The 21894-nt window shown below is 62.1% G+C and carries 21 protein-coding genes; 9 read left to right on the top strand and 12 right to left on the bottom strand.

The window, feature by feature from the left end:
- Window positions 1-3: 3 nt before the first annotated feature.
- The 3 genes from NL154_RS02425 (at window position 4) to NL154_RS02415 (ending at window position 2355) form a co-directional block, all read left to right on the top strand.
- The gene (locus tag NL154_RS02425) at window positions 4-636 is read left to right on the top strand and encodes a 2-dehydro-3-deoxy-6-phosphogalactonate aldolase (protein WP_210629012.1); all 633 of its coding nucleotides are present in this window, start codon (window positions 4-6) and stop codon (window positions 634-636) included.
- Between the two features lie 4 nt (window positions 637-640).
- Window positions 641-1528 (top strand): SMP-30/gluconolactonase/LRE family protein, encoded by an 888-nt coding sequence (locus NL154_RS02420; protein ID WP_210629013.1) that lies wholly within the window; start codon window positions 641-643, stop codon window positions 1526-1528.
- Between the two features lie 221 nt (window positions 1529-1749).
- Window positions 1750-2355: a PRC-barrel domain-containing protein gene (locus NL154_RS02415; protein WP_210629014.1), complete on the top strand. Its 606-nt coding sequence runs from the start codon at window positions 1750-1752 to the stop codon at window positions 2353-2355.
- 273 nt (window positions 2356-2628) lie between these two features.
- Here NL154_RS02415 and NL154_RS02410 read toward each other — a convergent pair whose 3' ends face one another.
- Window positions 2629-3993, bottom strand: coding sequence for a putative bifunctional diguanylate cyclase/phosphodiesterase (locus NL154_RS02410; RefSeq protein ID WP_210629016.1), 1365 nt, complete (start codon window positions 3991-3993; stop codon window positions 2629-2631).
- Window positions 3994-4138: 145 nt separating this feature from the next.
- Complete coding sequence (locus NL154_RS02405) at window positions 4139-5869, bottom strand: response regulator (RefSeq protein ID WP_434733509.1); 1731 nt, start codon at window positions 5867-5869, stop codon at window positions 4139-4141.
- Window positions 5870-6052: 183 nt separating this feature from the next.
- Between NL154_RS02405 and mutL the strand changes: the two genes are divergently transcribed.
- Entirely contained in the window at window positions 6053-7885 is a 1833-nt protein-coding gene (gene mutL, locus NL154_RS02400; protein ID WP_210629018.1) for a DNA mismatch repair endonuclease MutL, read from the top strand.
- 67 nt (window positions 7886-7952) lie between these two features.
- Window positions 7953-8183: a DUF2093 domain-containing protein gene (locus tag NL154_RS02395; protein ID WP_010010632.1), complete on the top strand. Its 231-nt coding sequence runs from the start codon at window positions 7953-7955 to the stop codon at window positions 8181-8183.
- Window positions 8184-8392: 209 nt separating this feature from the next.
- On the opposite strand, the gene NL154_RS02390 is transcribed toward NL154_RS02395, so the two are convergent.
- The 3 genes from NL154_RS02390 to NL154_RS02380 form a co-directional block, all read right to left on the bottom strand.
- The gene (locus NL154_RS02390) at window positions 8393-9310 is read right to left on the bottom strand and encodes a sugar ABC transporter substrate-binding protein (protein WP_434733508.1); all 918 of its coding nucleotides are present in this window, start codon (window positions 9308-9310) and stop codon (window positions 8393-8395) included.
- An 80-nt stretch (window positions 9311-9390) separates the two neighbouring features.
- On the bottom strand, window positions 9391-10155 hold the full coding sequence (locus tag NL154_RS02385; RefSeq protein ID WP_210629021.1) for an ATP-binding cassette domain-containing protein: 765 nt from the start codon (window positions 10153-10155) through the stop codon (window positions 9391-9393).
- Window positions 10152-11210, bottom strand: a complete 1059-nt coding sequence (locus NL154_RS02380; protein ID WP_434733507.1) for an ABC transporter permease — start codon at window positions 11208-11210, stop codon at window positions 10152-10154. The genes NL154_RS02385 and NL154_RS02380 overlap by 4 nt, the downstream gene beginning before the upstream one ends.
- A 99-nt stretch (window positions 11211-11309) precedes the next feature.
- Between NL154_RS02380 and NL154_RS02375 the strand changes: the two genes are divergently transcribed.
- Complete coding sequence (locus NL154_RS02375; RefSeq protein ID WP_221146696.1) at window positions 11310-12194, top strand: GntR family transcriptional regulator; 885 nt, start codon at window positions 11310-11312, stop codon at window positions 12192-12194.
- 48 nt (window positions 12195-12242) lie between these two features.
- Here NL154_RS02375 and lpxK read toward each other — a convergent pair whose 3' ends face one another.
- The 6 genes from lpxK to NL154_RS02345 form a co-directional block, all read right to left on the bottom strand.
- Complete coding sequence (gene lpxK / locus NL154_RS02370) at window positions 12243-13316, bottom strand: tetraacyldisaccharide 4'-kinase (protein ID WP_434733506.1); 1074 nt, start codon at window positions 13314-13316, stop codon at window positions 12243-12245.
- Between the two features lie 89 nt (window positions 13317-13405).
- Entirely contained in the window at window positions 13406-14128 is a 723-nt protein-coding gene (locus tag NL154_RS02365; RefSeq protein WP_210629025.1) for an HAD family hydrolase, read from the bottom strand.
- A gap of 9 nt (window positions 14129-14137) precedes the next feature.
- Window positions 14138-15457 carry a lipid IV(A) 3-deoxy-D-manno-octulosonic acid transferase gene (gene waaA, locus NL154_RS02360; protein WP_210629026.1) on the bottom strand — a complete coding sequence of 440 codons (1320 nt, stop codon included), beginning with the start codon at window positions 15455-15457 and terminating at the stop codon, window positions 14138-14140.
- A 159-nt stretch (window positions 15458-15616) separates the two neighbouring features.
- Window positions 15617-15865: a DUF4170 domain-containing protein gene (locus tag NL154_RS02355; RefSeq protein WP_210629027.1), complete on the bottom strand. Its 249-nt coding sequence runs from the start codon at window positions 15863-15865 to the stop codon at window positions 15617-15619.
- 62 nt (window positions 15866-15927) lie between these two features.
- On the bottom strand, window positions 15928-16737 hold the full coding sequence (locus tag NL154_RS02350) for a 3'(2'),5'-bisphosphate nucleotidase CysQ (protein ID WP_221154340.1): 810 nt from the start codon (window positions 16735-16737) through the stop codon (window positions 15928-15930).
- A gap of 29 nt (window positions 16738-16766) precedes the next feature.
- Window positions 16767-18113 carry a TldD/PmbA family protein gene (locus NL154_RS02345; protein WP_434733505.1) on the bottom strand — a complete coding sequence of 449 codons (1347 nt, stop codon included), beginning with the start codon at window positions 18111-18113 and terminating at the stop codon, window positions 16767-16769.
- Between the two features lie 119 nt (window positions 18114-18232).
- Between NL154_RS02345 and NL154_RS02340 the strand changes: the two genes are divergently transcribed.
- The 3 genes from NL154_RS02340 (at window position 18233) to NL154_RS02330 (ending at window position 21020) form a co-directional block, all read left to right on the top strand.
- Window positions 18233-20047, top strand: coding sequence for a monovalent cation:proton antiporter-2 (CPA2) family protein (locus tag NL154_RS02340; RefSeq protein WP_434733504.1), 1815 nt, complete (start codon window positions 18233-18235; stop codon window positions 20045-20047).
- A gap of 118 nt (window positions 20048-20165) precedes the next feature.
- Window positions 20166-20537 (top strand): VOC family protein, encoded by a 372-nt coding sequence (locus NL154_RS02335; protein WP_210629031.1) that lies wholly within the window; start codon window positions 20166-20168, stop codon window positions 20535-20537.
- A gap of 3 nt (window positions 20538-20540) precedes the next feature.
- Window positions 20541-21020 (top strand): EVE domain-containing protein, encoded by a 480-nt coding sequence (locus NL154_RS02330; RefSeq protein ID WP_210629032.1) that lies wholly within the window; start codon window positions 20541-20543, stop codon window positions 21018-21020.
- Here NL154_RS02330 and NL154_RS02325 read toward each other — a convergent pair.
- Window positions 21009-21890 (bottom strand): patatin-like phospholipase family protein, encoded by an 882-nt coding sequence (locus NL154_RS02325; protein WP_221146700.1) that lies wholly within the window; start codon window positions 21888-21890, stop codon window positions 21009-21011. The two genes, NL154_RS02330 and NL154_RS02325, sit on opposite strands and share 12 nt — an antisense overlap.
- Window positions 21891-21894: the final 4 nt, after the last annotated feature.

The following is a 21894-nucleotide window of genomic DNA, read 5'->3' as shown; positions in this document are numbered from 1 at the left end:
ACGATGAACCGTATCCCCTTCCCCGACATGAAGCGTCCGCTGATCGCCATCCTGCGCGGCATCCGGCCCGACGAGACCGAGAGCGTCGTCGGCGCCCTGATCGAAAACGGCCTGACGGCGATCGAGATTCCGCTCAACTCGCCGGAGCCGTTCGAATCCATCGAGATCGCCGCGAAGATGGCGCCGGCCGAGGTGCTGATCGGCGCCGGCACGGTACTGACGGTCGAGGCGGTCGACAGCCTGAATGCGGCCGGCGGCACGCTGCTCGTCACACCCAATGTCGAGCCCGAGGTGATCATCCGGGCGCGCGACTATGGTATGGTGACGATGCCCGGCGTCTTTACGCCGACGGAGGCCTTAGCGGCAGCGCGCGCCGGCGCCACCGGTCTCAAATTCTTCCCGGCGAGCGTGCTTGGCCCCTCCGGCATCACGGCGATCCGGGCGATCCTGCCGCCGGAACTGACGATTGCCGCCGTCGGCGGCGTGTCGGACAAGAATTTCGCCGATTACACCAAGGCCGGCATCTCAGCCTTCGGCCTCGGCACCAGCCTCTATAAGCCCGGAATGACTGCGGCAGAGGTTGCCGAGCGCGCCAAGGCGACCATTTACGCCTATGATGCAGCCATGGGAGCGTGAACGCATGACCGACATTTACGAGTTCGAAGGCAAGACCCTTTGCAACACCAATTCCGTTCTCGGCGAAGGACCGGCCTATGATCCGGACAGCAATACGGTCTGGTGGTTCAACATCCTCGGCAAGGAGCTGCACGAGCTCAGACTCGCAACAGGGGAGAAAAAGGTCCATCCGCTGCCCGTAATGGCAAGCGTGCTGGCCCGCATCGACGCCGAACGGCAGCTGATTGCGACGGAGCAAGGGCTTTTCGTGCGCGACGTGGCGAGCGGCAACCTCACCTTCTATGCCGCGCTCGAAAACGACAGGCCGGAGAATCGCTCGAACGACGGCCGCACCCATCCGTCGGGGGCACTCTGGATCGGCACGATGAGCAAGCGGGCGGAGAACCAGGCCGGCGCCATCTATCATGTCGCCGGCGGCAAGGTGACAAAGATCTTCAACGGCATCAGCATTCCGAATTCGATCTGCTTTTCCCCGGACGGCACGATCGGCTACTACACGGATTCCCGCATCAACCGGCTGATGCGCGTCATGGTCGATCCGCAGACCGGCCTGCCCTCGGGCGAGCCGATCGTGCTCGTCGACAGCATGAACGAACCCGGCGACATTGACGGCTCGGTGGTCGATGCCGACGGCTATATCTGGAATGCCCGCTGGGGCGCCGGCGTCGTCGATCGCTACAATCCCGATGGCTTGCGCATCTCGCGCTACAAGGTTCCCGCCGTCCAGCCTTCCTGCCCTGCCTTCATCGGCGCCAATGCCGACCGGCTGGCGGTAACGACGGCCTGGGAAGGGCTTGACGAGGATGCCCGTTCGGCTCAGCCGAGTGCCGGCGCGCTTCTGGAACTCGGCATCGAAGTCAAGGGCGTGTTCGATCCCGTCTATGTGCTCTGATTGCGGCGTCGGCCAGCCGCATTCAAGGCGCTCCCAAGCGGGGGCGCCTTTTTTCCTCTCGGCCCCGTTCGCTAATAAAAGTTCCGTGATAATCGAGAAATTTTCCGTGTTTTCAACCGGAACCAATCGGCGCACCACTCATTTTCCCTTCGAACCGGCGCGGCAAGGATGATGCATTGCCGAGTCAGCGATCACTCTAGGGAAATGAAAGTAGGTTCGAAATGACACGCAAACTTTTGACGACCGTTGCCGCTGGCGCGCTGTTTGCCACGGCTTTCGCACCGGCGGCATTCTCGCAGACGGCGCCGCAGCCTGCCGATCCCGCCGCCACCAATCAGGCAGCGCCGGCCGACCCGGCTGCCCCCAAGCCGGTCACCCCTGATGTCACCAAGCCCGCAGGCGACGCTGCACAGGCTCCGGCTGCAAAACCGACCACGGATGTAGCTCAAGGTACCTATCTGACGGAGCAGGCTCCGGACCAGATCAGCGCCAACACCTATATCGGCCAGTCGGTCTACAACGGCAACAATGAAAGCATCGGCAGCATCAACGACCTTATCCTCAAGAAGGACGGCGGAATCGTTGCCGCAATCGTCGGCGTCGGCGGCTTCCTCGGCATCGGCGAAAAGGATGTCGCCGTTCCGATAGACAAGATCACGGTTGCCCAGAACACCCAGGACGGCAGTCTCAAGCTGACAACAAGCGAAACGGCCGAATCGTTGAAGGCTGCGCCCGAGTTCAAGACACTGGCAATGCAGTCTGCAGAAAAGGCCCCGGCCGCAACCGGTACCGATACGACGGCAACCGGCTCGACCACGCCTAAGTAAACCGCGCGCGGTAGTATAGCGTAGGCGATGGCGCTCCTAGGGGCGCCATCGCTTTTTCTGATTGCATGTTTCACGCAATTCACCACGCAAAACCGCTGCGCACTTTTGCCTGACGCGATCCCGGGGGCAAAACCGCTGCGCACTTTTGCTGGGATTGGCTTGTTTGTTCCACGCAATCCCGGACGCAAAACCGCTGCGCACTTTTGCTGGGATTGGCTGTTTGCTTTACGCAATCCCGGACGCAAAACCGCTGCGCACTTTTGCTGGGATCGCTTATGCGCTGACGCGCTCGGCGGGCGCCATATCGTAATAGTTCTCGTGCAGGAAGCGCAGCGTGGCGATGCCATCGGCCGGACGGCCGAAATGGTAGCCCTGGCCCATGCCGCAGCCGAGTGTGCGCAGCTTCGCCGCTTCGGCATAATCCTCAATGCCTTCGGCCACGACTTCAAGCTCCAAGCCTTCGCACATGGAAAGGATCGCCTTGATGATGTGTTCGGAGGCGCGGTCGGAATTGATGCGCGAGACGAAGGCGCGGTCAATCTTGATCTTGTCGAAGATGAAGTCGCGCAGACGCCCGAGACTCGACTGGCCGGTGCCGAAGTCGTCGAGCGAGATGCGCACGCCGGCGGCGCGCAGATCGGCGATGATGCGATGGGCAGTATCGGCCGAACCCATCACCGCCGTCTCGGTGATCTCCAGTTCCAGGCGGTGCGGATCGAAGCCGACGCGACCGAGGATCGACAGGATGCTGCCGCTCGTGCCGGGATCCATCAGCTGCGCCGAAGAGAGGTTGAAGGACAGGAAGAGTTCGCGCGGCCAGGACAGGGCTGCTTCGGCGGCCTTGCGAAGCAGGGCCTCCGACAGCGCATCGATGAAGCCGCGCTCCTCGGCGAGCGGTACGAAGACGCCGGGGGACACGAAACCGAGATCGGGATCGTTCCAGCGGGCAAGCGCCTCGAAGCCGACGACCTGATTGTTGGCAAGCGAGACGATCGGCTGGAAATGAACGTCGATCGCGTCGGAGATGATGGCATTTCTGAGCGCCTGCTCCAGCTGTGTCGCGCGCTTCATCTCTTGGGCGATTTCACGCGAATAGACGGTGATCTGGCCGCGGCCGCGGCGCTTGGAACGATAGAGGGCGGTTTCGGCGCTCTTCAACAGTTCTTCGCAGTCCTCTCCGGCGAAGGGATAGATGGCGAAGCCGAAGGAGGCAGACAGACGCACATTGCGGTCGCCGAGGTCATAGGGCGCCGACAACACCTCGCGGATCATCTGGCCGAATTTCTCGGCGCTTGCCCGCTCGAAAATCAACGGCAGCACGAAGGCGAACTCGTCGCCGTCGTGACGGGTGACCAGCGCTCCGTCCGGAATGCAAGCCCGGAGCCGGTGGGCGACCTGGCAAAGGATCTCGTCGCCGGCCGAGGAGCCAAAGAGATCGTTGATCGGCTTGAAGCTGTCGAGATTGGCGATACCGATGGTGAAGGGCGCGGGATCGCCGGCGCGCTCGGCGGAGATTTGCAGCACCTTGTCGCGCATGCGATTGCGGTTTCCCAACCCGGTCAGCGGATCGGTATAAGCCATCGCCTGAAGCTCATTGTGACTCACGGTCAAGGAAGCTGTTTCCGCCGATTTCATCATCCAAACCCGAGCTTCCCTCCGCAGCCGGGGAGAGAATGACCGGCATTTCTTAACAATTCGCTAGTAATCAGCCGCCTTGACGAGCTGATCTACCCCAGATTTGGGGAGGTTGCGGTTTATGGGAGACGTCGACCGGACTTGCGTCTCATCCGCTCGCTCGAATCGGCGCAGCCCCTTCCGTCAGGTATTTCTGAAATATCGTCTCCAGCATGTCGGGACTGACAGGCTTCATGATGACGTCGTCCATGCCCGATTTGGCGCATTCGGCGCGATCGCGCTCGAAGGCCTGAGTCAGCACGCCGATGATCGGGGTGCGGGCTGCGCCGCCGGCTTCCTCCATCTGGCGAATCAGGCGCGCCGCCTCGAAACCGTTGAAGCCCGGCAACGAAATGTCCATCAGCACCACCCCGGGCCGGTGTTCGGCCCAGAGGCGCACGACCTCGTCGCCGGTCGCCGCGATCATATGACGATAGCCGAGGCCCTCGAGGATCTGTGAAAACACGATCTGGTTGATATCGTTGTCCTCGGCGACAAGAACCTGCAGGCCGACCGTATCGTCGGAAATGCTGATTTCCCAATCCGTATCCGCACCGCCGCCGCTGTTGCGGCTGTTGCGGTTGAAATGGCGGGCGATCTGGAAGGTAAGTTCGTTGGCGATCTGGAACCCGTCCATGACGAGCGCCGGAATTCCATATTGTTCGGCAAGCTCGAGGCAGCGCATGCCCATCTGATTGTCGATGATCAGCAGATCGAGCGAAATGCCGGAGGAGGTGGCGATTTCCAGGAACCGCTCTTCTTCATCCTCGCCGCGCACCGAGCAGGATTCGAAACCATATTTCGTCAGCGTCCGCAGAGCGGCGGTCTCGGCAGCGAGGTCGGCGGTGACGACGAGGATCTTGCGGCCGGAGAAATTCTCCGGAACGATCGCCTCCATCGCTGCCGGCTCGCGGCGCTCCACCGCGCTCGGCACTGGCACATAGGCGCGGCGATAACTCTGGTTGGCGGAGGCGGTGATCGCCGAGGCGCGGTCGAACTCCTCGAGATCGGCGCCGTCGCGCGGCAGGTCCTGCATGGTCGACACCAGGAAATAGCGGCCGGGCTTGCCGATGCGGTGCTTGCGGCTGACGATGTCGCGCTCGATGCCGTCGCGGGAAATCTGCCGCTGGCGGGAGATCGACATCTCGCCGGTTTCCAGCACGTGACGATCGCTTTCCTCGAAGCGCTTGGCGATCTCGGGTGAGAAGAGGTCGCCGCTCTTGCGCCCGAGCACCTCGTCGGCGCTCCTTTGGTATTTCTCGCAAAAGGCGAGGTTCACCGCGACATAGGTGAGGTTGCGATCCTTGACGAAAAGCGGGAACGGCAGGTTATCGAGAATGTCTTCGGTGAGCTGCACCCGCTCCAGGTCCGAGCGCCACTGCTCCTCGCGCTTCTTGTCCTCGGAGATGTCGGAAACGACGGTGACGCCGTAACCGCCCGGCAGCCTGCGCTTGACGAAGCGGACCCAGCTGTCGGCGCCATGTCGCTCGACGGATTCGAAGCGCTCGCGCCAATGCGAGGCGATCTTCTGCGACAGCCAGTCCTCGCGACTGAGCGAGCCGCTCTGCTTGATATCATATTGCTGGCGAACGCCGGTATCGTAGATCGCGCCCAGGAAATCGCGCAGTCGGATTCCGGGCTTCAGCATCTCGGACGGCAAGGGGAAGAATTCGAGAATCTGGCGGCTTGCGAAGATCAGATGATCGTTCTTGTCGTAGATGATGAACGCTGCCGAAAGGCTGTCGCACACCGCATCGAAGAGCGCCGTCTGCAGATCGGCCCCGGCGAGCGTCCCGTCGGTCTCTGATGATGTGTCCGCCTTTTCGAAGCCGGCACTCATTCCATTTCGTCCCACATCTGTTCGATTTCGCGGCTTCCGGAGGTGTGTGATTAGAAATGCCATTTTTCTGTTAAAACCGGCTTAACACTACCGATCCCCGAATTCGGGGGAGCCGCGGATCACAGTTTCGCCAAGCGATCCGAGACCCCTTCCCTCCAGCCCGCGAATCCCCGAAAATAGCCCATGGCCATCAGACAGCTTTCCGAAACGCTCATCAACCAGATCGCCGCCGGCGAAGTCATCGAACGGCCGGCGAGCGCTGCCAAGGAATTGATCGAGAACGCGCTCGATGCGGGGGCGACGCGCATTGAGATCGCCACGGCAGGCGGCGGCAAGGCGCTGCTGCGGGTCAGCGACAACGGCTTCGGCATGGACGCCGCCGATCTGGAACTGGCAATCAGGCGCCATTGCACCTCGAAGATCTCCGAGACGCTCGAGGATATCAGAACGCTCGGTTTCCGCGGCGAGGCGCTGCCGTCGATCGGGTCCGTGGCGAGGCTCAGCATCGCAAGCCGCAAGCGCGACAGTGCCGGCGGCCACGAGATCGCCGTTGCCGGCGGCAAGGTCTTGCATCTCAGGCCCGCCGCCGCCAATCCCGGCACGATCGTCGAAGTCCGCGACCTGTTCTTCGCCACGCCTGCCCGGCTCAAATTCCTGAAGACAGAAAAGGCTGAAGCCGGCGCCATTACCGAGATCGTCAAACGCATGGCGATCGCCTTTCCCGCCGTGCGCTTCGTGCTGTCCGGCTCGGACCGCGCAACGCTGGAATTTCCGGCGACGGGCGACGATCATCTGGCGCGCATGGCGCAGGTGCTCGGCAAGGACTTCAGCGACAACGCCATTGCGCTCGACGCCGAGCGCGAGGAGATCGCGCTGACCGGCTTTGCCGGCGTGCCGACCTTCAATCGCGGTAACTCCGCGCATCAATATGCCTTCGTCAACGGCCGGCCGGTGCAGGACAAGCTGATCCTCTCGGCGATCCGCGGCGCCTATGCCGAGACGATCCCGTCCGGGCGTTATCCGGTGGCGGTGCTGTCGATCGCTCTCGATCCGGCCCTCGTCGACGTCAACGTGCATCCGGCCAAATCCGACGTGCGCTTCCGCGACCCGGGCCTGGTGCGTGGCCTGATCGTCGGCGCCATTCGCGAGGCGCTCGCGCGCGACGGCAGCCGGGCGGCAACGACTGGCGCAAGCGATATGCTGCGCGCCTTCCGCCCCGGTTTCCAGCCCTATGGGCAGCAGCCACAGGCGCCATGGTCGGCAGAGACCTCCCCTTCCCGCCCCTACCAGCCGGCACCGGCTTTTTCCGAACGGCCGCAGGCATCCTTCGACGGCCTGTCGATGCCGACCGCGCGGGCCGAGCCGCAATTTTTTCCGGACCCCGTGTCTCCCGGCCTGGCCTCTCCTAGCCCGGCCGCGCCCGAAACCGTTGGGCGTTATCCGCTCGGCGCGGCACGGGCGCAGATCCACGCCAACTATATCGTCGCCCAGACCGAGGACGGGCTCGTCATCGTCGACCAGCATGCGGCGCATGAGCGGCTGGTGTTCGAGGCGATGCGCAAGGCGCTGCATTCGAAGCGGCTGGCCTCGCAGGTGCTGCTCATCCCCGAGATCGTCGACATTCCGGAAGAGGATTGCGACCGGCTGATGCTGCATGCGGCAGAGTTTGCCGAACTCGGTCTGGCGATCGAGCGTTTCGGTCCCGGTGCGATCGCGGTGCGCGAAACACCGGCCATGCTCGGCGAGGTCGACGCCCATGGCCTGATCCGCCAGCTTGCCGACGAGATCGCCGAATGGGATACGGCATCGGGCCTGTCGGCCAAGCTCGAATATGTGGCGGCGACCATGGCCTGCCATGGATCGGTTCGCTCCGGCCGGCGGCTGCGGCCGGAGGAAATGAACGCGCTACTGAGGGAAATGGAAGTGACGCCCGGCTCCGGCCAGTGCAATCACGGCCGGCCGACCTATATCGAATTGAAGCTCAGCGATATCGAACGGCTATTCGGCAGAAGCTGAAAAAGCTGGCAAAGCCGCCTTTGCGGGAGTATGGCAAACGGATGACAGACTGTAGGGAACGGAGCGCATGAATTTGTTCGAAGGGCACGGAAACCGCGAGGCGAAGATCCGCTATCTCGACGGCGATTTCCAGATTCTCTCGCCCGGCTCCTATGTGGTCTGCGCGATGACCGGAAAAAACATCCCGCTCGACGAGCTGCGCTACTGGAGCGTCGCCCGGCAGGAGCCCTATGCCGACGTTATATCTGCAATCGAAGCCGACAAACGCGCCGGCGTGCTGCCGAACCAGCGGCGCTAGGGAGACGTGTGCCGATGGGTGGTCGGCGCAGGCATCTGACCGAGGGAATCGGCGATCAATTGCATCCCGAGCCCGGGGGCTGCGATTTCGCCAATCGAGCGGTCAGATGTCAGGCCCGCCCGGCGAAGGACGAGCCGTTTGCTTGACCGGATGCCCGCAAGGCATCGACTACGGCGTATGCGCTCTCAACAAATCGCATAGAGAAGCAGCTACTTGAATTTCGCCATGTTCTCAGCCGTCACGAGCGCCGCGCCGGAGTCAATTAATGATTCAACTTTCTCGCCGCGAATAGACTTTACCAGCGCATCCACGCCGAGTTCCGCCATCTTGGTGGGAAACTGCGCCACTGATGCATCCTCGATTCCATTCTTCAGCGCTTCCTCTTCGCCGCAGCAGAAGTCGAAACCGACCAGCACAATCTTGTCACTGGCAATGCCGGCGTTCTTGATTGCGCGTGCCGCGCCAGCAGCGGGGGGGCCGCAAGCGGCATAAATGGCCTTGAGGTCCGGGTTTTTCGTCAACAGATCCTCGGCGACACTGATCCCGAGTTCCTCGGTGCAGTTGGTTGCACCTTTCCCGACGATCTTGACGTCAACGCCCTTCAGTCCTTCGAGCATACCCTTCACACGGTCATCGAGCGCCGGCACACCGGGCACGCCCTCGAGTATCCCGAGCGTATCGCCGTCATGGAGCACGGTTTTGAGGTATTCCCCCGCGATTTTGCCTGCGGCGAGGTTGTCGGTGGTGGCAAGCGCTGTCCTGCCGTTCCAATCCGGAATGTTGTTGTCCATCAGCACGACTTTGATACCGGCCGCTACCGCCTTGTCCAGGGCCGTCGACACGGTGGGATCGACGGGCGTGAGGGCGATGCCCTGCACCCCTCGTGTCACCATCGACTCAATCTGCGCGATCTGGCCTTCGATGTCGGTTGCGGACGTACCCTGGCCGTAGATGATCTCGACGCCCGGATTTCTCTTGGCGTAATCTTTCGCTGCGTCTTCCATTGTTGCGAAGAACGGTACAGGGAACTTGGTTATAAACCCGAGCTTCACTGGCTCCTCCGCCAGGGACGGGAATACAGAGACGACCAGGAGCGCAACAGCTCCCAGCAGGGATTGCGGTTTCATGATTACACCTCCCGTGTTTCGACCGCCCTCTTCTAGAGCGCGATCTCGTTTTCCGCTGCCCCAACCAAGCAGCGATCCCCTTAAGCCTCCGCACCGACGATCATCGCAACAACGTCCTGCTTGTTCGCCTCTGTGGGCTTCACTTCACCCACCTTGCGACCCTGCCGGAGGACAACCGCCCGATCGGCGATCTCAATGACATGCTCCATGTTATGGGTGATGATGATCACGGCATTGCCGTCGGCTTTGAGCTGATTGATAATGTCAAGAACCTGGCGAGACTCGCGAAGGCCGAGCGCCGCGGTGGGTTCGTCAAGGATCACCAGTTTGCGCGCAAAAACAATGGCGCGTGCGACCGCGATCGCCTGTCGCTGTCCCCCAGACATCAGTGCGACCGGTGCGTCGAATTTCGGCAGCTTAACCTTCAGGCGATCGATGACGTTCGCTGCTTCCCGCTTCATTTCGCCCGTGCTGAGAAAGCGGAGCGGACGCGGCAACCAGGAGGGGAAAGAGATCTCCCGACCGCAGTAGAAATTCTGCACGGGGGTCAGGTTGTCGAAAAGCGCCAGATCCTGATAGACGGTTTCAATCCCGGCGCGGCGGGCGGCCGCAGTTGAATGAAGCGATACCGGAGCACCATCTATAAGGATCTCTCCTTCGTCGAGACTATGGAGCCCGCTGATGCATTTGACGAGTGTCGACTTGCCGGCGCCGTTGTCACCCAGGAGAGCCGTTACCTCACCTGAATAAGCATCGAAACTTACATTCTTCAGGGCATGGATTGCGCCAAAGCGCTTTTGGGCATTTCGAACCGAAAGTGCCGGTGTGGTGGATGCCGGGTTCATTGCACTGCCGCCGATTGAAGCACGCGTGCGCGCGACTCGAGATGGTTACGAAGCACGTCAGCTTCGACGGCGATGACGATGACGAACCCAATCGCGATCATCTGAAAGAACACGTCGACGCCGAGAAGGTTAAGCGCATTGCGGATGACGCCGATCAACACGGCGCCCATTAGGGCGTGGCCAAGGTGGCCTCGTCCGCCAAGGAAGCTGGCGCCACCGATGATCACAGCAGCAATCGTGTCAAGTTCCAGGAGATTGCCGTAGATCGGCGAGGCGGCACCGGTCCGCCCGGCAAGCAGCACCGCGCCGGCGCCGGCAAGAAAACCAGAAACGATGTAGGTCGAGAGCAGAACGCCTCTTACCGGGATGCCCATGCTTGTCGCGGCGTTCGGCGAGCCGCCGACGGCATAGATCCATCGGCCGCAGACCATCGACTTCGTCAGGATCAGAAAAACGATCCCGAACATCCCGATGACAAAAAAAGAATTGGGCACGCCAAGCGTCGTCCCGCCGCCGATGGCGGTAACTGCATCCGGCATCCCACGTATGGTCGTGTGACCCGGAGCCAATTCGAGGGCCAGACCGCGGCAGATGCTCAAAGTCGCAAGCGTGATGATAAAGGGATGTGGCAGTCGACCATAGACAAAGACCAGGCCGTTTATAGCGCCAACGGCAGCACCGGCAAGCAGCATGGCCATGATGACGATGAACGATGAGTCAACCTGCTGGTAGACAAGTCCGCCAATGACTGTCGCCAGTGCAAGGTTCGAGCCTACAGAGAGGTCGATGCCGCGCGTCAGGATGACAAGCTGTTGGCCCATTGCCACCACAGCGATCACTGCTGTCTGCGCGAGGATGTTCCCGAGGTTTACCGGTTTTAAAAAAGCCGGGGTGACAATACTGACCACGGCGATAAGCATAATGAGGATTAACAGTGGACCCAGGCTCAACAGCTTCAGTCCCAGTGCGATGCCAGATTGTCTCGGATGGAAGGTTGCGTCCTGCGAACCACCAGGCCGGGACGAATTTTGAGGCAGCGTCCTGGAGTCTTCCAAATTCCCCGAGCCTCCCTGGTTTTTTATACATAAGAAACATATGATACACGTACGTCAACTTGTTTTTTATGGATATCTAGTCAGATCAGCAGTTGTGCCATGAGAACCGATACGACTTTCAAGCGGGCGTTCAACGATATGATCGACATTGTCCGCACGTTCGATCTTGGGGAGGAGTTACCCTCCGAAAATGCACTGCGCGCCCAGCTCGGCGTAAGCAGGACAACAGTGCGAAAGGTGCTGGCAGGAATGTCCGCACGTGGAATCATCGTATCTGAAGCGCACAGGCGGATCGTCCGTGAGCAACCGCTGCCGATAGAACGCTATCCACGCGAAGAGACCTTGGCGATTTCGGAACAGGTCGAAACAAGCTTCATGGACTGGATGTTGCGCGGTGATGCCTGCCCGGGCACAGAAATCAACGAGGCGGAACTAGCTCGTAGGTTCGGCGTCGCAACAACGATCGTCCGTGAGTTTCTCAATCGATTTCAGAAATATGGGCTGATCGAGAAACGCCCCAACGCAGGCTGGGTCTTCAAAGGGTTCACAGCGAGTTTCGCACTCGAACTGTTTGAGATCAGAGAAATGTTCGAAATGCGTTCGGCGCGGCTGTTCGCGGCCCTGCCCGACAGCTCGCCGGTCTGGAAGCAGCTCCACTCTACGCGGAGCGCACATTTGGAACTGCTCGCCGATATCGACTCCCGGTATCAGGATTTCTCGGAATTGGACAGCCGGTTTCACCGGCTGATTACGGCAGTTGCACCAAACCGATTCATTGAAAGCTTCCAAGACGTGATCGCCATGGTGTTTCACTATCACTATCAGTGGAACAAGCGTGATGAACGGGCGCGGAACGAGGTCGCCATCAGGGAACATCTTGCGCTCATCGAAGCCCTCGAAAGCCGCAATATCGCGTTGATCGATCACGCCTGTCGGTTGCATCTGACGTCTGCTCGCGAAACTTTGCTTCATTCGATCGCATGATCGGGTTGCAGGCAGATTTAGGCGGGCCAGGTGGTTCACAGCAGCCAGTTACGGCCGCTCGGCCGTTCCTGGAGTTACTTTAGCCCCAGCCTTCAATTCCCTGAGGCGCCGATCACGGCAGGCAATGATTGCCCGGTCGATGATCAGACCCGGGGCGAGATGATCCTCGAAGACCATGTCGACCTCGATCACCTTGGCCTTCTGCGCCAATTGCTCCGCCTTGCCGTGATGACCGGAGAGGCGAACGAAATCCTTTGAGGTGGTGACGATCAGGAGGTCCTGGCGTTCGGCCGTCGTCAGGATATCGTCGATCTCCTCCTCGGTCAGGTGTTCGTGGTCGCCGAAGGTCTTGGCGACCGTGATCTCGGCGCCGCGCGATTCGACGGTGCGGAAGAATTTGGCGGGATCGGCGATACCGGCGAAGGCAAGCACCTTGATGCCGGCAAGCCTGTTGTCGCCGCGTACCTTCAGCGATGCGGTGAAATAGGGCTTTGCCGCGCGTGCCGCCATGCGGACGATGCCATCGGCAGCATTACCGCCGCCTACCTTCAGCAGTGCCGTCGCCGAACTCAGCTGCTGGCGGATCGGCGCGCGGACCGGGCCGGCCGGCACGATATGGCCGTTGCCAAGGCCGCGCGTCGCGTCGATGACGAGCAGCGCATAGTCGATCGCCAGCCGGGCGCTCTGAAACCCGTCATCCATGATGATGAGGTCGGCGCCTTCCGCGACCAAGCGCCGAGCGCCGTCGACACGCCGGCGGGAAATCACCGTTAGCGCCTCCTGGGCGAGCAAAAGCGGTTCATCGCCGACGGCGACCGCCCGGTGATGATGGGGATCGACCACCGTCGTCACGTCGAGCGAGCCGCCGTAACCTCTGCTGAGAAAGCCGGGCTTCAGGCCTTTCGCCTTGGCGGCGCGGGCGAGCGTCAGCGCCGTCGGCGTCTTGCCGGCGCCGCCGACGGTGAAATTGCCGACACAGATGACGGGAACGGAAACCGAAGCGCGGCGCGCATGGGCCATGCGATGGCCGGCGATACGGCCGTAGAGAAAGGACAGCGGCGCCAGCAGCCAGGCGCGCCAATCGGCTTTCCTCCACCAGAACGGCGGCGCTTCTGAAATCATTTTGCCGTCCCGCTCCCCGCCCGGCCAGAGAATTCGTTTTCCCGGCGGGATTGAGAGGTTAAAATCGATGAAAATGCAAGCCTTTACGATCAGGCCGGCTGCAGATCGGGCAGCAACGTCTCAAGGGCGGTGATATCGTCGAGCACATGATCGGCCGCCGCGGCAAGTGAATCGCGCGAGCCGGTTCCCGTCAACACGGCGATCCTAAGTCCCGTGCCGGCATTCAAGCCCATGTGCAGATCGTGGTTGTTGTCGCCGACCATGGCGACCTCGGATGGCAAAAGCCCGGTCGCAGCGCAGAAGCCGAGCACCATGCCCGGCTCCGGCTTGACGCCGAAGCCGCTGTCGTAGCCGGCGATATAATCGACATAGCGGGCGAAACCGAAGCGCTCCGCCGTCTGGCGGATGGAGCGCTCATTGTCGCTGGAGGCAACGCCGAGCTTGAAACCGCGCCGATGCAGCCTTGCGAAAAAGCCGGCAAGGTCGGTCACCGGCACGGAAAATTCAGCGGCGCCGGAAAAGAGGTCGTCGAGACGGATCGTCAATTCCCCGATATCGATCATCGATCCGGCGGCGACGAGCCCCTCGGCGATCTGCCTTGTATTGCCGGCGGCGAGCAGGCTGTCGGGAACGATATGGCCGCTCACCGGATCCATGCCGCAGGCAGACAGCAGCCGGTCGGCCAGAAGTGGGTCGCCCTCAGCGGCGATGCGGGCAAGCTCGCGATTGACCGGCAGCCAGCTCTCGTCATAGTCGAGCAGCGTGCCGTCCTTGTCGAAGAGGATGCCTTTGATATGCGCCGGGCCCGACATCGCGTCTCCTCAGACCTGGGCCGCGGCCTTGGGCAACAAACGCGCCTTGACCGTCAGCGGATTGATATAGGGTTCGAGCCCCTTCACCGTCGCCGATAGTGCGCCCCGCATCTCGTGCACGGTGGCGACGCCGGCCTCGATCATGGTACGGCGGGCTTCATCATTGGTCAGCAGGTAATGCACGCCCTTGGCCAGCATTTCGGTATCGCGCACCATGCGGGCGCTGCCGCTGCGGGCGAGCTTCTGATAGGCCTCGCGGAAATTCTGCACATTGCCGCCGGAGAGGATGGCGCAGCCGAGCATGGCAGGCTCCAACGGGTTCTGACCACCCTCGGCAAAGAGCGAGCGGCCAACGAAAGCGATTTCGGTCAGACGGAGATAAAGCCCCATTTCGCCGATCGTATCGCCAAGGAAAACATCGACATCGGCCGACAGGACATCGTCACGGGTGCGGCGGGCGACCTTCAGTCCCTGCTTGACCAGCGCCGCCTCGATCTCGTCGCTGCGCTCGGGATGGCGGGGCACGATGATCGTCAATTGACGATCGCGCTCCTTCAGGGCGCGATGGACGATGCCGGCGGCATTCTCCTCGCCGTCGAAGGTGGAGATCGCCGCCCAGGTCTTGCGATCTCCGATCTGCTTCCTGTAGCGGGAGAAGACAGCGCTGTCATAAGGCGGGGCGTCGGTATCGACCTTCAGATTGCCCGAGGTGATGACGGGAACGGCACCGAGATTGCGGAACCGCTCGGCATCGACATCGGATTGGGCAATGACGAGGGCGAGGTTTTCGAACAAGGCCTCCGCAATCGACGGGCGGCGGCGCCAGCGGGCAAAGGAGCGGTCCGACATGCGGGCATTGACCAGGATCTGCGGGATGCGGCGACGGCCGAGCTCCAGCACCGTCGCCGGCCAGATCTCGGATTCGGCGATAATGGCGCAATCGGGCTGCCAATAGTCGAGGAAGCGGCTGACGGATGGTTTCAGATCCAGCGGCACATATTGATGGATCGCCTCCTGGCCGAGGCGCTCGGCGGCGAGCCTGGCGGAGGTGATGGTGCCGGTGGTCAGGATGACATGGATCTCGCGGCGGCGGATTTCGCGGATCAGCGGAATGACGGCATTGGTTTCGCCGACACTTGCAGCATGGAACCAGACGAGCGGGCCTTGCGGCCGGTTGGCGCTCGGATAGCCGAAGCGTTCCAGGCGGCGCGCCCGGTCTTCCTTGCCCTTGGCCGTGCGGTAGGTCAGATAGAGGCCGACGACCGGTGAGGCCACGGTTCCCGCCAGACGGTATGTGCTCAGACCGAGCCGCGCCATCCGGGAGCTCATCGCGCCAGCCTCCGACCCAAGACGATCGACATCAAACCCATTCCCTTATTATCGTTGCGGCCGGAATGGCCGATCAATTTGTTCAGAATGCGTCAAACGATCCGGATCGACGGGCGCCCGATGCACGAAGGCCCGTTCGGCTGGCGGCGGCTGCCGAGGTCAGTTGCCCCCAGCCTTTTGATGCGGATCGAGCAGACGGTGCATGTGGACGATGAAATAGCGCATATGCGCATTGTCGACCGTCTGCTGCGCCTTCGCCTTCCAGGCCGTCAGCGCCGAGGCATAGTCGGGAAAAATGCCGACGATATCGAGACCGTCCAGATCACGGAACTGGACGTCTTCGAGGCTTTCCAGTTCGCCGCCAAAAACGAGGTGCAAAAGCTGCTTCTTGTCACCGGAGTCAGTCATTTTCTTGTTCTCTTTCTGCCGAATTCCTCCGCCACCTCATCTGCGGGATTTTGACGGAAACGTCAACCGTCTCCTCGCCCGGCAAAAGCCGTTAGAAACTCATCGATCCGGGCCGTCGGCGCCGCACAGAGCACCTTATGGGTGACGTCCGCCCTGTTATAGACGATCGGCTTGCCGTCGAGATCGACGAGGCGGCCACCGGCGCAGGCCAGAACGAGATCAGCGGCGGCAAGGTCCCAGTCGTGCGAATTGCCCTTGACGAAGGTGGCTTCGAGGCGGCCGTCCGCCACCATGGCGATGCGATAGGCGAGCGATGGAATATATTTTTCGCGCCTCACGCGGTCACGGAACGCCGGCGGAAACGTCCTCAACAGGTCTTCGCCGACCGCAAGCCGGCTCACCTCGTCCGGCCCGGCGGCGGAAACGGTGAAGGGCACGCCGTTCTTCAGCGCCACGCCGCCATCGACCGCTTCGTAGAGCTCTTCGAGCGCGGGCGCATAGAGCACACCGGCGACCGGGCGACCGCGATGCACGACCGCGACGCTGACGCACCAGACCAGCTGCCCACCGAGGAAGGCGCGGGTGCCGTCGATCGGATCGACGATGAACAGCGTCTCGCACGAGAGGCGGTCAGCATCGTCCTCGGTTTCCTCCGACAGCCAGCCATAATCCGGCCGCGCCTTGCGCAGGATCGTTTCAAGCGTCTTGTTGGCGGCGAAATCGGCGGCGCTGACGGGAGAGCGGTCGCCGTTCTTCCACCAGACCTCGGGAGACTGGTTGAAGAAGCCGAAGGCGACCGCGCCGGCCTCCTTGGCAGCATCGGCGATCAAGGCGAGATCGCTCTGCCAACGCAGCTTTTCGCTATCGCTCATCCGTCAACCCATTTCCTGCCGCCCGCTTCTCACTGTCCGGCGAGCGTCATGCCTTCGATCGCGAAGGTCGGAGCCGCGACGCCGAACTTGCGGTCGATGTCATTTGCCGGCGTCAGGCGCATGAACATGTCCTTGAGGTTCGAGGCAATCGTCACCTCGGACACCGGGAACGTAAGTTCGCCGTTCTCGATCCAGAAGCCGGTGGCGCCGCGGCTGTATTCGCCGGTGATCATGTTGACGCCGTGGCCGATCAGTTCGGTGACGTAAAAACCGTTGCCGGTGCTGCGGATCAGCTCCTCCGGCGAGATCTCGCCCGGCTCAAGGGCAAGGTTGGTGGAAGACGGCGTGACGGCGCTGCCGCCGCGCACGCCGCGGCCATTGGTCCGCAGGCCGAGTTCGCGGGCCGTCGAGGTCGAGAGGAACCAGTCCTTCAGGACACCGTCTTCGATCATGACAAGCCGCTCGCCGGACACGCCCTCACCGTCGAAGGGACGCGAGGAAGGCCCGCGCACGATCAGCGGATCGTCGGTGATCGACAGCCCTGACTTCAGCACCTGCTGACCCATCCTGTCGCGCAGGAAGCTGGTCTTTCGGGCGACGGCGGCACCGTTGATCGCACCGGCGATATGGCCGACGAAACCGCGGGCGACGCGCGGATCAAAGACGACCGTGACATTCTTGCCAGTCGGCACCTGGCGCGGATTGACACGCTTGACCACCCGTTCGCCGGCGCGGCGGCCGATTTCGGCGGGATCGTCGAGTTCGGCGTAATAAAGCCGGCTGTCGAAATCATAGTCGCGCTCCATGCCGGTGCCTTCGCCTGCGATGACGCTGACGGAGTTGCCGAAACGGGAGGCCATGTAACTGCCTTGGAAACCGTGCGATGTGGCGAGAACGAGGCCGCCCATGCCGGCCGACGCGCCGGCGCCGGAGGAATTGGTGACGCCCGTGACTTCAAGAGCTGCCGTCTCGGCGGCAAGAGCCGCCTCGCGCAACATCTCCGAGGAGACTTCGGTGGCATCGAGCAATTGCAGGTCGGGATAGGACTTGGCAAGGTTCGCCTCGTCCGCCAGGCACGCATACGGGTCTTCCGGGGAAACCTTGGCCATGGCGACGGCCCGTTCGGCCAGCGCCTGGAGATCGAAGCCCGGATTGGCCGAAACGCTGGCGACCCGCTTGCCGATGAAGACGCGGAGCGAAAAATCGTCGCTTTCCGACGATTCTGTCCCCTCGACCTTGCCAAGCCGGACGCTGACCGATTGCGAGCGAGAGCGAACGACGACGGCGTCGGCAGCGTCGGCGCCCGCCTTCCTTGCCAGATCGATCAATTGACTTGCGCGGGAAAGAAGTGTCGAGGAATCGATTTCAGAGGACATGATTTGGCCTTTCCTTCGGCATCCATTTATTGTGCACTCTCCCTGGCATCAAGGCCGCCGCCGCCGATTCTTTGTCAGGGCTGCCAGGATGTTTCCCGCCGTCGAAAGAAATTGCCAGCATGTCAGCGCCCAACGACCTTTTTTCCGAAACGATCCTGCTGCTCGGCGGCGCGGTGGTCGCCGCGCCGATCTTCAAGAAGCTCGGGCTCGGAACGGTGCTGGGTTACCTCGCCGCCGGCATCGTCATCGGCCCCGTCTTCCACGGCATCACCGATGGCGAACAGATCCTTGCCGTGGCCGAGCTCGGCGTCGTCTTCCTGCTCTTCATCATCGGCCTGGAGTTGAAGCCAAGCCGGCTCTGGCAGATGCGGCGCGATATCTTCGGTCTCGGCACGGCGCAGGTGGTGGTAACAGGGCTGGCGCTGACCGCGCTCGCCTGGTTTTCCGAAGTTCTGGATTGGCGCGGCAGCATCGTCGCCGGTTTCGGGCTGGCGCTGTCCTCGACGGCCTTCGCCATGCAGATCCTCGAGGGCGACGGCGACGTCAACACGCGATACGGGCAGCGTTCCTTCTCGATGCTGCTGTTCCAGGACCTGGCGATCGTGCCGCTCTTGGCGCTGATCACCGTTCTCGACGGCAGCGGCAAGGGCAGCAATACGCCGCTCACCGATTTTGCCGTGGCCGTCGGTGCGGTGGCGGCGATGATCGTCATGGGGCGCTACCTGCTGACGCCGCTCTTCCAGATCATCGCCCGCACCGGCGCGCGCGAGGCGATGATCGCGGCGGCGCTCTTTGTCGTCATGGGATCGGCAAGCCTGATGCAGCTTGCCGGGCTGTCGATGGCGATGGGGGCCTTCCTGTCCGGGGTGATGCTGGCCGAATCCTCCTACCGGCACGAACTCGAGGCCGATATCGAGCCTTTTCGCGGCGTACTGCTCGCCATTTTCTTCATCGCCGTCGGCCTGTCGCTGCAGCTCGGCGTTCTCGTCGACAACGCGCTCTTTGTTATCGTCACTGTGCCGATCGTCATGGCCGTCAAGGCGATCATTATCTACGGGCTCTGCCGGATGTCAGGATCGCCGCACAATGACGCAATCCGCATTGCTTTCCTGTTGCCGCAAGGCGGCGAATTCGGCTTCGTGCTCTTTACCACCGCGGGCGTCGTCGGATTGATGTCGACGAGCACCGCATCGCTGCTGGTGGCGATCGTCACGCTGTCCATGGCGCTGACGCCGATCGGCGCGGCGCTGTCGAAGCGGCTGCTCAACGGCGATGAACAGGAGGAGCTGGACGAGGATTTCGAAGGCGCCGGCGCCGACGTGCTGATGGTCGGCTTCTCGCGTTTCGGCCAGATCGCCGCCCAGATCCTGCTTGCCGGCGGGCGCAGCGTCACCGTCATCGATTTTTCCGCCGACCGTATCCGCCAGGCTTCCTCCTTCGGCTTTCGCATCTATTTCGGCGACGGCACCCGCAAGGACGTGCTGCGCTCGGCGGGCATCGACCGCGCGAAGATCGTGCTCGTCTGCACCCATAAGAAGGAGATCACCGACAAGGTGGTGGAGCTGGTGCAGGCCGATTATCCGCAGACGCGCCTCTACGTACGCTCCTACGACCGCATCCATTCGATCGAACTGCGCAACAAGGGGATCGATTACGAGCTGCGCGAGACACTGGAATCGGGCCTGCTGTTCGGAAGGCGGACGCTGGAGGCGCTCGGCGTCTCCGAAACCGACGCTTATGAAATCGGCGAGGACATCCGCAAGCGCGACGAGGCGCGGCTCGCCCTGCAGGTCTCCGAGGGGCTCCAGGCGGGGCGCGACATGCTGTTTTCCCACCCTGTCCGTCCCGAACCGCTAGTCAAGCCGAAGCGCGCCGCCGATCCTTTCGAGGATGATCCGCTGGCCGGAATCACGGATGCGACGGCGGACGCATAAATCAAATCCGCAGGCGCGACGCTCGAGCGGATCGACAAGCGGAAGGCACGGAGGTTACTGCCAGAATCTGTCAGCATGCCTCTCTAGGGTCCTCCTGACCGACACACAGGAGGCTAACATGATCGACAGCAACAGCATTCTGCTTTTCGTAACCGACGCGCCGAAGAGCGCCAGCTTTTATGCGCGGCTGCTCGGGCAGGATCCCGTCGAAGCCAGCCCGACCTTCGCCATGTTCATTCTGCCTTCGGGGCTGGCACTCGGACTGTGGGGCAAGGCGGGCGTCGAGCCTGCTCCGGCTGCGGCGGGTGGCGGCTGCGAGGTCGGTTTCAAGGTTGCGACAGCAGACATGGTTGATAGGCTCCACACCGAATGGCAGGACAAGAGCGCGCCGATCCTTCTGCCGCCGACCAACCTCGATTTCGGCCGTAGCTTTGTCGCGGCCGATCCCGACGGGCATCGTCTGCGCGTCTACAACGTGGCGGAGGACTGAGCCATGTCGCGCAGCTGGATCGCTGTCGCATCAGCAAACCATGTCCGCATCGGACGCAAAGCCGGGTTCATGCAAGTCTGTCACGGCAAGGCCGCTCCGCTTAAGCGGAGCGCGCCAGGCGACCGCGTCATCTACTATTCGCCGACCGAAACCTTTGGCGGCACCGATCGCCTGCAGGCGTTCACGGCCATTGGCATGATCGAGGAAAAGGAGGCATATCAGGTGGAGGTTCACCCGGGCTTCCGCCCCTGGAGACGGGATGTCGCCTGGTGGCGAGCCACGGAAGCACCCATCCGGCCGCTGCTCGGTCGGCTATCTTTCACCAGCGATCGGGCTGGCTGGGGATATCGACTGCGCTTTGGTCTCTTCGAAATCGACAATGATGATGCCGAGCTCATAGCCGAAGCAATGTTCTCTGAACCGCTCGCTCATGTCGCGCGGACGCGAACAACGGTGCCCATGCAAGGTTCTTTAGCGTTTTAGCCGCGCTTCGATCTCGCGGTCGAGGGCGAATTTCAGGTCGTCCTTGACGCCGACGGACATGGCAAGCACTTCGCGGGCTTTGAGGAAATCCATGACGCCGGTGCGGCCGACCGTCGGGCGCAGGAAGATATGCGGCTGGCAAAGCTTCAGCTTCAGGGAGATCGCCGTCTGCATCATCAACTGGCCGGAACCGAAGATGCTTTCCATACGGTTCGGGATATGGGTGCCGTCGCCTTCCGGGGCGCCGACGACGTCGATGCCGACGACGATGTCGGCAAGATCCATCAGGCATTCATAAGGGACCGGATTGCTGATGCCACCATCGATCATTACGCGGCCGCGCAGGCGCACCGGCATGAAAACGGCGGGGATGGAAGACGAGGCGGCGAGTGCCGGAAACAGCTCGCCCTCTTTGATGATCACCTCGTTCTGACCGTAATAATCTGTCGTGATGACCTTCATCGGCACCAGCAGATCTTCAAATCGGGCCGGCAGCTCGGAGGGCAGGAAGGCTTTCAGTATCCGTTCCAGATTGAACTGGCCGATGCGGATGCCCTTGGCCACCGCATCGCGCACCGTTGTCGGTCGCATCCCCCAGATGCGGGCAACGACGGCCGTCTTGTTGCCGACGGTTGCCAGCGCATGTTCGCGGATTTCGGCGCCGGACATGCCGGCGGCCATGCCGGCCCCCATGATGGCGCCGATCGACGAACCCGCAATCGCAACCGGGCGGATCCCGAGTTCGTCAAGGGTTTCAATGACATGGATATGGGACAGGCCGCGCGCGCCGCCGCCGCCGAAGGCAACCGCGACTGTCGGCAAATCGCTGATCGCAGGCAGTTTCGGACTGATGATCTCTGCCTGCTGCACGCCC

It is taken from the genome of Rhizobium sp. YTUHZ044, from assembly GCF_051123975.1.
In the GTDB taxonomy this organism is placed as follows: Bacteria; Pseudomonadota; Alphaproteobacteria; order Rhizobiales; family Rhizobiaceae; genus Rhizobium.
This window is presented reverse-complemented; position numbering and strand designations above follow the sequence as displayed.

What these genes read in the sequence shown, in the direction of transcription:
- NL154_RS02420 (WP_210629013.1), top strand. Translation starts at nt 641, where the DNA reads ATGACCGACATTTACGAGTTCGAAGGCAAGACCCTTTGCAACACCAAT.
- mutL (WP_210629018.1), top strand. Translation starts at nt 6,053, where the DNA reads ATGGCCATCAGACAGCTTTCCGAAACGCTCATCAACCAGATCGCCGCC.
- NL154_RS02375 (WP_221146696.1), top strand. Translation starts at nt 11,310, where the DNA reads ATGAGAACCGATACGACTTTCAAGCGGGCGTTCAACGATATGATCGAC.
- NL154_RS02405 (WP_434733509.1), bottom strand. Translation starts at nt 5,869, where the DNA reads ATGAGTGCCGGCTTCGAAAAGGCGGACACATCATCAGAGACCGACGGG.
- lpxK (WP_434733506.1), bottom strand. Translation starts at nt 13,316, where the DNA reads ATGATTTCAGAAGCGCCGCCGTTCTGGTGGAGGAAAGCCGATTGGCGC.
- NL154_RS02345 (WP_434733505.1), bottom strand. Translation starts at nt 18,113, where the DNA reads ATGTCCTCTGAAATCGATTCCTCGACACTTCTTTCCCGCGCAAGTCAA.
- waaA (WP_210629026.1), bottom strand. Translation starts at nt 15,457, where the DNA reads ATGAGCTCCCGGATGGCGCGGCTCGGTCTGAGCACATACCGTCTGGCG.
- NL154_RS02330 (WP_210629032.1), top strand. Translation starts at nt 20,541, where the DNA reads ATGTCGCGCAGCTGGATCGCTGTCGCATCAGCAAACCATGTCCGCATC.
- NL154_RS02350 (WP_221154340.1), bottom strand. Translation starts at nt 16,737, where the DNA reads ATGAGCGATAGCGAAAAGCTGCGTTGGCAGAGCGATCTCGCCTTGATC.
- NL154_RS02340 (WP_434733504.1), top strand. Translation starts at nt 18,233, where the DNA reads ATGTCAGCGCCCAACGACCTTTTTTCCGAAACGATCCTGCTGCTCGGC.
- NL154_RS02425 (WP_210629012.1), top strand. Translation starts at nt 4, where the DNA reads ATGAACCGTATCCCCTTCCCCGACATGAAGCGTCCGCTGATCGCCATC.
- NL154_RS02415 (WP_210629014.1), top strand. Translation starts at nt 1,750, where the DNA reads ATGACACGCAAACTTTTGACGACCGTTGCCGCTGGCGCGCTGTTTGCC.
- NL154_RS02395 (WP_010010632.1), top strand. Translation starts at nt 7,953, where the DNA reads ATGAATTTGTTCGAAGGGCACGGAAACCGCGAGGCGAAGATCCGCTAT.
- NL154_RS02365 (WP_210629025.1), bottom strand. Translation starts at nt 14,128, where the DNA reads ATGTCGGGCCCGGCGCATATCAAAGGCATCCTCTTCGACAAGGACGGC.
- NL154_RS02385 (WP_210629021.1), bottom strand. Translation starts at nt 10,155, where the DNA reads ATGAACCCGGCATCCACCACACCGGCACTTTCGGTTCGAAATGCCCAA.
- NL154_RS02355 (WP_210629027.1), bottom strand. Translation starts at nt 15,865, where the DNA reads ATGACTGACTCCGGTGACAAGAAGCAGCTTTTGCACCTCGTTTTTGGC.
- NL154_RS02410 (WP_210629016.1), bottom strand. Translation starts at nt 3,993, where the DNA reads ATGATGAAATCGGCGGAAACAGCTTCCTTGACCGTGAGTCACAATGAG.
- NL154_RS02335 (WP_210629031.1), top strand. Translation starts at nt 20,166, where the DNA reads ATGATCGACAGCAACAGCATTCTGCTTTTCGTAACCGACGCGCCGAAG.
- NL154_RS02390 (WP_434733508.1), bottom strand. Translation starts at nt 9,310, where the DNA reads ATGAAACCGCAATCCCTGCTGGGAGCTGTTGCGCTCCTGGTCGTCTCT.